We start from the raw sequence: 12,687 nt of genomic DNA, 5'->3' as shown, positions 1-12,687 counted from the left end.
ATCACGCCCAGACAAGCTGGAGGTCCATCCTGCTTGCCGCCCGGGGACACCGACCGCAATCATGATGAAACCGAACCCACGGCAGAGAACGGCAATCCGGACTCCCAACGAACTGTCCTGCGCAACCCCAACCATCTGTGCGGTGAAGGCGCGGCGTTCATCAAAACGTATCTGAGAGCTCGGCGCGACCGCGAATGGCAATTCCCCCGGGGTCTCTTTTCCGATCCCGCCTGGGATATCCTGCTCGATCTCTACGCCGCGAAATCCGAAGAGCGCAAGGTGACCATATGGGATGCGTGCCAGGCGGCATCCGTGCCCAAGACCTCGGGAATGCGGTGGCTCAGGATTCTGGAATCGCGCCATCTGGTGGAACGCGAAGGGGATATAGACGACCAGAAAAACACAACGGTTACGCTCACCCGCGACGCCATCGCCGGCATGAACCGCTGGCTTGACCGGATTCACCCGATGCCCGCGACCGACCAGCCTGCCGGATAGGAAATCGCAAGCCCCCAATGGGACGGCGCGTCGGGTTTGCCCGAAATCAAACCGGATTTTATGCTGGCAGTTTCACCAATCTGCATCCAACGGACTACACCGTTGGTGCCAGAAGAGGACTCGTATAATCCCACTATATAATTGATATATTTACATATATATGATTCGAACTTGCGTATGGCCCCCAATATGGCCCCCAATGTTCTAAGGATGCACTATCTGGCACGATTGTAAAACGTTCCGAACAGGATACTGACAGCTGCCAATTCCATTCGTGTCCATATTGCCTTATCGCCATGATATCATGGCGATTCAGAATAAGAAGCGCGCAGCGTCATTGCCCAAGGCAGTTCGAGAAAAATTGGCACTTTGCCACGATCGACCTAGCCAAGTTATATTTTTGGACATCGAAACCACTGGTTTAAGCCACTACTATGACGAGATTACCATCGTTGGCTGGACGCTTGGCGGGCGATCTGGGACGTTCATTAAGGGTGATAATCCGACGCCAATGTTAAATGCGATTGGAAGTGCGGTCGCACTCGTAACATTTAATGGAATTCGATTCGATGCGAAGTTCCTGGTGCAGGAATTCCCGAAAATTGAGCTACCAGCGACGCATGTTGATCTGATGTATTTATGTCGCCGAGTTGGTCTGCAAGGTGGGCAAAAGGCTATTGAGCAGGAACTGGGCATCGATTTTCGCCAGGATATCCAAGGTGTCGATGGCTTCGCAGCAGTGTTACTCTGGCACCAATATCTGAGAGGCGAGCTGGACGCACTCCGCACTCTCATTACCTATAATCGGGCGGATATTGCTGCAATGGGAGCGCTTTTCGATCATGCCCTGAGAAGGTTGGGTTTCGAGGCGGATCTCCTAAGCGATCCAATTGAGTTTGTGGAATGGTCCGCCCCGCCGGATAGGCATTCTTTGCCAACAATAAAAAAGGCGCCTCATAGTGAGTCGGCGCGGATGCCAACATTTCGCGAATTGTTCAGTGGTTCCAAGGCCGAATCCGCGAAAATTGTTGGGATCGATCTAACCGGTTCAGAAAAGCGTCCATCAGGTTGGTGCAATCTAACCGGTCATCACGCTGAGACCAAAACGTTATCAAGCGATGAGGCAATCATCGCTGAAACTATTGCTGCCGATCCCGAGTTCGTTTCGATAGATTCTCCGCTTTGTCTCCCGACCGGTCGAGTTTCCGTTTTTGACGACGACCCAGGCCGCGACGAATACGGGATCATGAGGATCTGCGAACGCGAGCTGAAACGCAGGGGTGTCAACGTCTATCCTTGTCTGCTTCCGAGCATGCAGAAGCTTACAGCCCGGGGTATCAAACTGGCCGATGAGTTTCGCAAAATGGGTTTGCCGGTGATCGAGAGTTACCCTGGCGCAGCTCAGGACATCATGAGAATTCCCCGCAAAGGGGCGGGTGTAGAATGGCTCAAGCTAGGGTTAAGCGAGTTTGGCATCAGCGGTCGCTATGTGGACCAACACGTGACCCATGATGAACTTGATGCAATTACGTCTGCGCTCGTCGGGACTTTCCACCTTGCTGGCTTGTCCGAGGGGCTAGGCACAGAAACCGAGCCGCCGCTGATAATCCCGCGCCTTCAGCGAGAGGATCGACCTCTAGTGATTGGAGTGAGTGGGCCGATCGCAGCAGGGAAGACGACACTTGCGAAAGGCCTTGAAGACCTCGGATTCGCTTATACGCGCTTTAGCCTAGTGATCGACAACCTGTTGCGAGAGCGTGACCTACCTGTGGATCGAAAGCATCGACAAGAGATGGGAGCCGAGATTAACCGCACTGGACGTCAACGGCAATTGGCGGAAATGACGATTGCGAGAGTCTCTACGGCCAAGCGGATTGTGGTGGACGGGTTGAGGTTCCCAGAGGACCACGCCTTTTTGAAAGAGTATTTTGGTTATCGTTTCTTCCACATATTCGTCGACGCTGACGAGGGAAACAGGCGAAGTCGCTACTTCCTGCGAGACGAAGGGAGGGCAAACGTTGGTCGATCAGCTTTCGATGACGCTTCGGCCTCAGAAGTGGAGCAGAAAGTTTCGAAAATGCGACCGCTCGCAGATCACACCGTATTCAACAATGGACTTGAACGGGATATGCTCACAGACGTGAATCGATTACTAAGCGCATTTGAAGCGGAGACATAGATGCCCGTATCCATTGTCATTGGTGGCCAGTTTGGCTCGGAAGGCAAGGGGAAAGTATCTCTTGAACTGGTCCGAATGGCGAATGCGGCACGCGTGGCCGTTGTAAGGGTTGGTGGTCCAAATTCCGGCCATACAGCATATGATCGATCAGGGCAGAAATTTGTTCTTAGGCAGCTGCCTGCGGGTGCAGTCGACCTCAATGTCGACGTTGTGTTCCCTGCCGGATCATTCATCGATCTTGATGTGCTTCAAGATGAGATCGAACTCCTCGACTACCCACGCGATCGAATTTTCATAAGCCCTTACGCGAATATCATCACTCATGCGCAGAAGGCCTGGGAAGTCGACGCAGGTCTAGTTTCAGGCATTGGGTCAACCGGGAGCGGTGTTGGAGCCGCTATCATGGCTTCGGTCGCTCGCGAAGCGGCAAACTTCCCTCTCCAAAGGCATGATGCTCAGCATTGTGAACCGTTGGAACAGTATCTCTGCGACACAACGGCGAAAATGCGTCAATGGTTGAGCGATGACGCTCGAGTTGTAATTGAAGGAACTCAAGGATTTGGTCTATCGCTCTATGATGGCGGGTATTGGCCGAAGGCAACTTCACGATGTACGACCGCAGCGTCGGCTCTCACTGAGGCCGGACTAAGTCCGATCGATGTAGATGAGGTCGTTCTCGTTTTACGATCATTCCCTATTAGAGTTGCTGGGATGTCCGGTCCGTTGCCTAATGAGACAACTTGGGAAGATATTGCGAAGTCAGCTGGCATTGAACGAAACATACGCGAGTTCACAACTGTCACCAAGAATCTGCGTCGCGTGGGAGAGTTTGATCCCGAAGTAGTGAAGGCTGCAATTGCCGCTAACAACCCAACAATTTTGGTTTTAAACCACCTAGATTATGTCTCAGCGTCTGCATCTAGGGTGGAGGTGCTTGAATCCCTCCGCGAGATGGAACAGAGTTTGGGGAGAAGATTTGACTATTTGGGATTTTCTCCGATCGATATGGTCGCTCGGGACGCTAACCTTGTCCAAATCTGAATCTGAGCGGGAGCTGATATCCCGAGAGCGAGGCAAGCGATTAGCGAACGGCTGGCGAGCAAAGCCAAAATCTTTGCCGATTCCGGATACGCTTTTGTCGTCGGAAGATATTCAAACCGTTGTGAAGGCGACGGGCGCAATTTCTCCGTTCTATGTCGGAGGGGGCAGAGAATCCCGCCTCAAGAAAGCCGCCTATGAAGGCCGTATCGGATCGAAGGCCTACATTTACAGGACGCATCACCAGCCGGATGTAATATTCGATGCTGAAAGGGATGATGTTCTCAAAGTGCCTAGTAACAGCATCGTTTTTGTAGAGTCTGATATCGATTTTCGATTGCCAGACTTCCTCGCTCTTCGGTTCAACCTTCAGATCAAGCACGTACATCGAGGGCTTTTGCTGGGGACAGGCCCTCTGGTCGATCCTGGTTATTGGGGAAAGCTCTGTATCCCTTTGCACAATCTGACTGACCAAGATTATGAAATTGAGAAATCCGAAGGCCTTATTTGGATCGAATTTACGAAAACAACTCTTCCTACTAAAGAGAAAGACAAGGGCAGGGTTCCTTTGGGGTCTAGTTCCGATCCCGATGACGGTCACTGGGAAATCAAGGAGTTCCTTGATAGGGTTTCGGTTTTATCAAGTGGAGCTAGGATACCAATACGTAGCTCTATTTCTGAAGCTATGCGGGAAGCGGCTCTCAATGCCTCCGAAGCCAAGCGGAGTGCTGAAGAATCCAAAAGTGCAGTGGGCCGAGTTAGCACAGTTGTACAGGGTAGCCTTCTTGCGGGGCTCGTCGGCGTTTTCGTGCTAACTTGGAGTTACTATTCGGATATCGCGGCTCATTTGGAAGATACGCTTCCGAGAATTGAGCAAGTAGATGACAGGCTGGAAGATCATCTGGAGTTTGTCGAAGGGGACTCGACAACCCCTCCTGAGAGAGAAGAAAGCTTAGCTGCTTTGCGCCGGAAAGTTGAGGAACAAGAACTTCAAATCAATGAGATCCGCTCCGAAATTCGTCAAATCCGCGAATAACATTTCTCATTAAATGTCGAGGGAGGCACCTTTCTCTCTCAACCAATTTTTCCGTTGCCTGAAGTTTGGCAGTACCTTGTCAACCTCATTCCAGAATGCATCGGAATGGTCGCGATACCGCAAGTGGCAGAGCTCGTGCACCACGATATAATCAATGACGGTTTGCGGAGCCATCAGCGTTTTCCAGTGGAAATTGAGTGCTCCTCCCGTGCCGCATGATGCCCAGTGATACCCTAGTTCCTTCACAGCGATTTCACCGGCAGAGACGCCAACCTTTGGCGCAAAGTGAGCGACCCTCTCGCCAAAGATTTTTCTCCCTTTCTCCATATAGAAGTCCCGAAAGGCCTTTCGCGCTCCCGCTTCCCCGGCATCCGCAGCGAACTTTTCGCAAAGCTCCCAGCGCCCATTTTTCAAGGTAAGCGGTGCCTTGGCACTGTCGACAAATCTAAGTCGATACGAGCGGCCAAGATAAGCAAAGCCCTGCCCCTGGGCGATGGGTCTCGTCCGTCTGCTGGAATTCAAGCTTTCCCACTCGGCGAGCGATCGATGGACCCAGAGCGCTCGATCAGCGACCGCTTGGCGGACCCTTCCATCGTCAATTTCGTTTGGCGCTCGCACGATAACGTCGCCGGACCGCTCGATCACGATATCGGCTGTTTTCCTGTCGCCGCGAATGAGCGTAAACTCGATGTCCTGCGCGCACATCTTCATGACCGCAACAACTCCGAGTGACGTTTCTCCGCGAGCTTGGTTAGCTCAACTGCAATCCTCTGGTGATTGTCTTGCACTGGAGCAATTCCAGACACCATGACCTCCGTATCAATGTCTGCTCTCAATCGGCGGACCTGGTCGGGCTTTCTCCAGAAATCGACGATCGTGATCGCCTCGCGAGTAATTTCGACGATGCGCGCCGCCAGTGCATCAAGAAGAACCGCGTCTTCATTGGAGAGCGTCATACCGTCGCCGATCAGGTCGAAGAGGTTCGCCCGGAACACCTGGACTTCGGCGGGTTGCTCGGTACCTTCGTCCCCTCGACCGACCCTAATTTCTGCCCGCAGCTCTTCGTAATGCTCTGCCAGGGCTTTCCAGTCGTCGCCATGCTTAGCGATCAAAGTGTCAAGCTTTTCGCTCATTCGCTTGAAGAAGGCAGGGTCTTCGTCGAAGTGAATAGTGCAGTGTTTGCGGATGGCGTGCTCCATCTCGCTCGCCTTCGCCCGCGTACTAGTCCCAGCATGCCCGGTGACATGATCGACAAACTCTGGATCAAGCAGTTCAATTGGCGGAATTTGCGGATCGATACCCAGCTCGATGAGGTGGTGGTTGATCAGCGCCGCAACCTTTTCGCCGACCCCTGCGAAGTTGATCGAGTCATCCTTGTAGCGCTCTTTTGCCATGCGCATCAGATACCCTAGCCGTCTGGCCGGGCCGCGATACTCATGCGCTGCCGAACCCGGCAAAATCAGGTCGAGGCTCATCAGAAATTTCTTCAGGAACACTTCGAAGTCGGCCCGAGCCTTGATGTTCTCCAGCGCATCGACCGTCTTGTGAATGACAGCGGCCTCTTCGTTGAGACCAGCCAACGACGCTGTCAGAAAGCGCTCGATCTCGTTCACGCCCAGAGCCTGGAAATGCTGGAGCAAGCGGCGGTACCGCTCTTCTAGGATCGGCAACTCCGAACTGATATTCTGCAATCCCGCCTGCAGGTCTTCGAGTTCTTCGTCCGCGTAAATTTTGAGCGCATCGGTCAGGTGATTGGCAAGCCCAATATAGTCGACAATGAAGCCGCGCCGCTTGCCATGCGTCACGCGGTTTACGCGAGCGATGGCCTGGAGCAGATTATGCTCCTTCAGCTTCTTGTCGATATACATGACCTGCTCGATCGGAGCGTCGAAGCCGGTGAGCAGCATATCGCATACGACAAGGAAGGCGATACCCGTGTTGGTCTTGCCGTAGTCGTCTAAATCAAAAGGCTTGCAGAAGTTCTCAACGGCGTTTGCCGCCTTCGCTTCCTTGCGGGCATTGGTGATCTCGGCTGACTCATTGGTGCCGTCAGAAGAGATGACCGCTGCCACCTTTAGAAATGCGATGCGCTTGATCGCGTCGTCATCGGGTTCAGCCTTCGCCCGCTCTTCCTCCAGCCGCACCTGCAAGGCTCCGCGTAAGGCCTTCTGGTACCGCACGGCGGCGAGCTTTGAGTGGCAAACGACCTGCGCCTTAAAGCCATTAGGCAGGATGTTGTCGACGTAGTGATTGACGATATCTCGGGCGATAGACTCGATCCGGCCCTCTGCTTCCAGTATGTCACCGGTCGCGCCATACTTCTTCTTGATCGCCAGCAGTTCCTCTGGCGTTCGATCCGCGAACAGGTCCTCGAAAGCCTCATCGAATTCGGCCTTGTCGCGCAGCGCGGTGTTGGCCGTGCGGCCTTCGTAGAGGATTTTGAGCGTCGCCCCGTCCTCTACAGCGTCCATCAGCTTGTAGGTATCGATATACTCGCCGAAGCGTTTGACGGTCTTCCTGCCTTCATGGCGATCCGTGATCAGCGGCGTACCGGTGAAAGCCACGCGCGCGGCGTTGGGGAAGGCCTCGAACAGATTGTCGCCCATGTCGCTGCCCTGCGTCCGGTGGGCTTCGTCGACCATGATCAGGATGCGGTCTGACTCGTTGACCGTGCCAAAGCTGTCGGCGCTTGGCGGCGGGGCGTAGCGGCCCAGCTTCTCGCGCAGACCGTCGGACAGATCTTCCTTCGCTTCCAGGAATTTGTGGACCATCACCATGTTTATGTCCGAGGCAGGCGAGGCAAGCTGGTCGCGCACATCGGCGCGGCTTTCGATTACATTGACCTTGCCGCCGATCAACCGCGCCGTGGCGGAGAGCTGGTCTTCCAGATCGGCCCGGTCGACCACCATCAGGATCTTGAAGTCGTTGAGGTCGCTGGAGGCGCGCAGCATCCGCCCCACGAAGACCATGGTGAGTGATTTGCCTGAACCTTGCGTGTGCCAGACGACGCCGCTGCGATCTTCGCGTGTTTGACCCTCGCGCAGCCGCTCAACTATCTTCCGCGCGGCGCGGTGTTGCTGATAACGGGCGAGCACCTTGATCCGCTTACCATTGGGCAGGTCCATGAAGGCGGAGCAAGTGCGCAGCATGTCGAGCAGGGCGTGGGGATTGAGCAGGCCTTGCGCCAGTTCCTCCTGCGGGCGGACTACGCCCAGCGGCGGATTGATCTCGGAAAACTGCTCAGGCCAAATATTGCGCCAGCTGTAGAAGTGTTCGGGCGCGCTGGTGATCGATCCGAATTCTGCCGCCTCGCCGCAAGTGCGGACGACCGCGAGGTTGGTGTAGAACAGTTTCGGTTCGCCTTCGCGCAGGCCGGCCGCTTCGGTTTCGGGGCGTGCTCCGCGATAGCGTTGCAGCTGGACGAACGCCTCGTGCATCGGATTGGCGGTGTTGGCATCGCCGATCTTGCCCTCAATCACGACCAGCGGCAGGCCGTTCACAAACAGCACCACATCGGGGATGATGAAGCCCTTCACGCAGCCCGGCGTATCGACGCGGAACTGGTTGATCGCGTGGAAGGTGTTGCGGGCGGGGTCGGTGAAATCAATCAGGCGGACGGTCGGGTCTTCCTCTCCCGTTACCTCGTTGCGGTCGACCTGCGCCTTGAACAGCAATGCCTGCACCGTCTCGTTCGCTTCCAGCAGGCTGCGATTGGGCTGGCGATAGATGTCGTCGATCAGCATGTCGAGCTGCCGGTCGGTCAGCCATTCGTCGCCGTCCTTGGTGCGGTTAAGCTTGCGGATCGACTGGCGGAAGATATCCGGCAGATGCAGTTGGCGGAAACTGGCGCGCAGCGATTTCGCCGAATCTTTGGGGATACCGCTACCCTGGTCGATCGCCGTCCAGCCCAGCCCTTCGAGCTGGTCCAGCAGCGGTTTCTCGACATGGGCATATTCGCTCATGCTGGGTCCTTCTCCAGCAGCGGCTCAACCGAGACGGTGCCGGTCAGCAGGTCTTGCATGAGGCCGGTCTTTTGGAGGAGAAGCTTTGCCAAGTCACCCCGCAATGCAGCCAAACTGCCGCTTGAGGCATGATAGCGCTGAAGTATTTGCTCCTGCTCCGGTAAAGTCGCGCATGGAAGTCGGAGGCGCTTCAAGGTCGATGATTGGATTGCATCCATAATCCCGCCCTGTGACTGCTGGCGAAACCACGAAAGCACCCACGGCGCGAGGTTAAGCTGCCAACATACCAGTTCAGGAATGACTTTGGCTGGATCGAACGTCATGGTCCACAAATGCTTGGATGATAAGAGGTCGCCATGACCCTCGGGTACGAGGCAGCATCGGCCAATAGTGCCCATTATCGTGATAACAACGTCGCCGGGGAGTGCTCGATAGCGTGATAGCTCGAGAAACTTCCTTAGCGTAACGAAGCGCGAGAATCTGGCCTCGAAGTGCTCAGCGTGGATGTTGTCGATTCCAAGGAGGGGAATGCCGCTTTCGACCAATTCGTGCTTCAAAAGTGCACTTCCGAACGGGCCGCTTCTCATTGGCGTGGGGACGCTGGCCAGAAGAGTTCTTACCTCAGGTGCAGACCACCCCTTCGGCAACCAGCCTAGTTCGGTTTCGTGGTAGAGGTGCGGGGCTTCTTCGCGAGGTGGGCGCAGTTCGCCGTTTTCGTCCACGCCGCGTGTGAACAGGTCCTGCATCAACCCGGCGCGCAGCCGCTCCTGCTTCCCAATTAACGCCTCCGTCGCCTCAATCTGAGTGTCGATGCAATCAAGCACGTCGCAGATCGTCGTCTGTTCAATTTCGTTCTTTGGATATCGGAGTTCGAGAATTCGCCCGAGATCCTTCGGAACGTGCGGAACACCTGTCCCGGTGCGTCTTGCCTGGATCCATTCATAATTTTGCCGAAGCAAGTGGACCAAGTAAGCGCCGCTCATATCACTCTCTGGGCGTAGACGCATAACTGTCGACGAGATGACGCCACCTCGACCAGGACCAACAAGGCCGCTTCGTTCACCGTCCCAAAGCAATAACGCATCGCTGGAAAGGCAGTCGATGCCCCCCTGCGGCTTTGCCCAGCCGTCTGATCCGCCTGTGAGCGATGAAGCACCTAAATATGGAATGTAGTCGTCGAGCGGCAATTTCGAGGTGTCGACTTTCTTGCCCTTCTTGAAAGAGGCCAATTTGCCGAGAGGCTTCTCAACCCACTCAGACATACCCAAGTGCCTTCAAATAGCCGTCCAACTCGCTCGCCGCGCTAGCGCGATTGTCCTCGATATCGCGAAGCGTTACCGCGTATTTGTCGTGCAGGTTCTCGATGGCCGATGACACCGCGCGGCGGTCCGCCTCCAGATAGTGGCGATACGTGTCCTGAACGATCCGGTGGAAGCGCCTGAGGATTTCATCGCGCGCTTCCTCGCGGCTGATCTTTGCGCGCGCCTGTTCGACCAGCTCGTCCTTCTTCTTCTCCGCCGTGCGAAGCTCCGCCTTCAGCGCCTTCGCTTCCTCCTCCAGCGCCTTGTGCGCGGCGAGGCGGTGGGCAATCTCAGTGAGCCGCTCAACAATGTAGCCACCCTCGCTGGCCAGCTTCTCAAGCGGTATGGTCAGGAAAGGATCGACCGCAGCGTCCCGCGTGACGCTAAGCGTGCGCTGCGCATCGGCAATGTCCGGAGCAAACTGCGTACCGCCAAGTTTCACATCGCCCTTGCCCCAACAATCGGGCCAGGCATCGCGCCGGTCGATATCGGCCTTGATCGGGGCAACCGCAGCCTTCGCTTCTTTGGTCAGCGGCTTGATCTGCGCCTTGAGGCTCTTCTCTTCGTCCTTGAGTGAAGAGACAATCTCGCTGCCCAGCACCCCGGTGTCGTCCTCGTCCTCGAAATCCTCATCATCGGCAGCGCTGAAAAGCGCCCCCAGCTCATCAATCCGCGCGCGTTTGGCCGCCATTTCCTCGATCAGTTCGGGAAACTGGCTTTGCAGGATATCGTCGTCCGGGATCAGCTCCGGTCCCCAGCCGCTGGCGGCAATGGACTTCAGATCGGCCTTCAGCCCGTCAATCGCCTTGGCCATCGCGCCCCGCAACTGGAAATCATTGAGCAGCGTCTGGTCGCCAAATGCCTTATCAATCGACGCAACCAACGCGCGGCGTACGGCATAGACATTGCCGCCTCTCTGCTTGCCATCACCCGGTTCGATTTGCTGGATTGTGGGCAGGTTTTCGGACCACCATGTGTTCAGCCGTTCCATGAATGCCGCATGCGTGGAGGTGACGCCCTCGTGCTCACGAACCAGTCCGGCAATATCCCGCCGGGTAGCGATGGCATCGGCGAAGTCGCAATACTTTGGATCACCGGAACGGGGCGCAAAGCAGGCCTCCTGCAGCCCGGGATAGTTGCGCCAGAACCGCTCCAGTGCATCGACCTCCGCCGTCGGTACGCCGCCATGGATATGCGCGCGAACGTCTTGCGGTTCGGGCGGTGGCGCGTTGTCGACATAGCGGCGGATGTTGCAATTGTAGTCCTCACCCCGGATGTCGCTGCGCGCCACCACGCGGGCATAGCCGGGGACATCCTTGCGTGCGCGATAGACGTGGACGATCTTCGCCATGTCTTCCGGGCGCAGGAAGTTTTGCGCCTTGCCTTCGCGGTATTCCCGGTCAGCATTGATGAACAGGACATCGTCCCGCTCGGCGGCGCGTTCCTTGTTCATTACGAGCAGGCAGGCAGGAATGCCTGTGCCGTAAAACAACGATGACGGCAGGCCGATCACCGCGTCGAGCCAGCCCTTGTCGATGAAGTGTTTGCGCGCCTCTTTCTCTTCCCCGCCACGGAACAGAACGCCATGCGGCATAACGCTGGCCATGCGGCCTTTCGCATTGAGCACGGAAAGCATGTGCTGGACGAACATCATGTCCGCCTTCTTGCCCTTCTCAGGCATCCAGACGGAGAAGCGACCGGGTGCTTCCATGTCCTTTTTGCTGTAGTTCTGGCTGAAAGGCGGATTGGCGAGGATACGATCAAACCGCATCAGTTCGCCATCCTTGTCGCGGTGCTGCGGGTGCTGAATGGTGTCTTCCTGCCGGATTTCCGCAGACTGGATATCGTGCAGGATCATGTTCATTTTGCAGATCGACCAGGTGGTGCCGATCTTTTCCTGCCCGGCCAGGGTAAGATCGTAGGGATCGCCCCCGGTGTCCCGAATGTAGTCCCGCGACTGGATCAACATACCGCCTGAACCAACCGTTGGATCATAGACCGACATGCCCGGTTTCGGGTCGACGATTTCGACCATAGTGCGCACGACATCAGCGGGCGTGTAGAACTCGCCGGCCTTCTTCCCAGCGGAATCGGCGAAGTACTTGATGAGATATTCGTAGGCCGCGCCAAGCAGGTCAGGAAATTCGAAGTTCTCGTCCCTCAAAGGGATCTTCTCGAAGACCTGGATGAAGTCGACGAGCGTGTCGTCGCTCAGGGTTCGCTGGCCAATCTTTCGGTTGAAATTGATGTGCTCCAGCACGTCCTCGAGCTGATCCTTGTTGTGGCGCTCAAGCTCACCGAGCGCGGTATTCAGGCCGTTGCCGACATCCTCTTTCAGGTGTCGAACAGTTTCCCAGCGCGCTTCTTGCGGTACAAAAAAGATATACTGGTCAGGGTTATTGAGCGCAGCCTCCAACCGATCGCCGTCGAGCCCGCGAACGCGAAGGTCCTTCGCCAGCTTTTCACGCTGCTGATCGAACAAGTCGCTGCACCTTTTCAGGAACAGCACGCCGAAAATGTATTCCTTGTACTCGGAGGCATCCATGTTGCCGCGAAGCTCATCGCAGGCTTTGAACAGCAGACCGGTAAGTTGAGCAAGCGTCAGTTTGATCATGTCTTAATCGTTGCCACCGGAGCCTTACTTTGTCGAACTTTTGCCGCACAGGGCCCGCG

General features: G+C 55.9%; 8 protein-coding genes. 4 read left to right on the top strand and 4 right to left on the bottom strand.

Annotation, left to right across the window (positions count from 1 at the left end; translation table 11 throughout):
- The first annotated feature begins 33 nt into the window (after positions 1–33).
- The 4 genes from DFR46_RS13775 (at position 34) to DFR46_RS13760 (ending at position 4,751) form a co-directional block, all read left to right on the top strand.
- Positions 34–498 carry a winged helix DNA-binding protein gene (locus DFR46_RS13775; RefSeq protein ID WP_162843480.1) on the top strand — a complete coding sequence of 155 codons (465 nt, stop codon included), beginning with the start codon at positions 34–36 and terminating at the stop codon, positions 496–498.
- A gap of 304 nt (positions 499–802) precedes the next feature.
- Entirely contained in the window at positions 803–2,677 is a 1,875-nt protein-coding gene (locus DFR46_RS13770; RefSeq protein WP_116236962.1) for a ribonuclease H-like domain-containing protein, read from the top strand.
- Positions 2,678–3,718, top strand: a complete 1,041-nt coding sequence (locus DFR46_RS13765; RefSeq protein ID WP_116236961.1) for an adenylosuccinate synthetase — start codon at positions 2,678–2,680, stop codon at positions 3,716–3,718. It begins immediately after the preceding gene.
- Positions 3,705–4,751 carry a hypothetical protein gene (locus tag DFR46_RS13760; protein WP_147297696.1) on the top strand — a complete coding sequence of 349 codons (1,047 nt, stop codon included), beginning with the start codon at positions 3,705–3,707 and terminating at the stop codon, positions 4,749–4,751. The genes DFR46_RS13765 and DFR46_RS13760 overlap by 14 nt, the downstream gene beginning before the upstream one ends.
- 9 nt (positions 4,752–4,760) lie before the next feature.
- Here DFR46_RS13760 and DFR46_RS13755 read toward each other — a convergent pair whose 3' ends face one another.
- The 4 genes from DFR46_RS13755 to DFR46_RS13740 are packed head-to-tail and all read right to left on the bottom strand — an operon-like array spanning position 4,761 to position 12,628.
- On the bottom strand, positions 4,761–5,462 hold the full coding sequence (locus DFR46_RS13755; RefSeq protein WP_116236959.1) for a M48 family metallopeptidase: 702 nt from the start codon (positions 5,460–5,462) through the stop codon (positions 4,761–4,763).
- Positions 5,459–8,713 carry a type I restriction endonuclease subunit R gene (locus DFR46_RS13750; protein ID WP_116236958.1) on the bottom strand — a complete coding sequence of 1,085 codons (3,255 nt, stop codon included), beginning with the start codon at positions 8,711–8,713 and terminating at the stop codon, positions 5,459–5,461. The genes DFR46_RS13755 and DFR46_RS13750 overlap by 4 nt, the downstream gene beginning before the upstream one ends.
- Positions 8,710–9,975 (bottom strand): restriction endonuclease subunit S domain-containing protein, encoded by a 1,266-nt coding sequence (locus tag DFR46_RS13745; protein WP_116236957.1) that lies wholly within the window; start codon positions 9,973–9,975, stop codon positions 8,710–8,712. The genes DFR46_RS13750 and DFR46_RS13745 overlap by 4 nt, the downstream gene beginning before the upstream one ends.
- Positions 9,968–12,628, bottom strand: a complete 2,661-nt coding sequence (locus DFR46_RS13740; protein ID WP_116236956.1) for a type I restriction-modification system subunit M — start codon at positions 12,626–12,628, stop codon at positions 9,968–9,970. Before DFR46_RS13740 ends, DFR46_RS13745 begins: the two co-directional genes overlap by 8 nt.
- Positions 12,629–12,687 lie beyond the last annotated feature (59 nt).

Source organism: Parasphingopyxis lamellibrachiae (assembly GCF_003385775.1).
Classification (GTDB): domain Bacteria; phylum Pseudomonadota; class Alphaproteobacteria; order Sphingomonadales; family Sphingomonadaceae; genus Parasphingopyxis; species Parasphingopyxis lamellibrachiae.
Note: the sequence above shows the minus strand (reverse complement) of the source record. Positions and strands in the feature narration are given on the sequence as shown.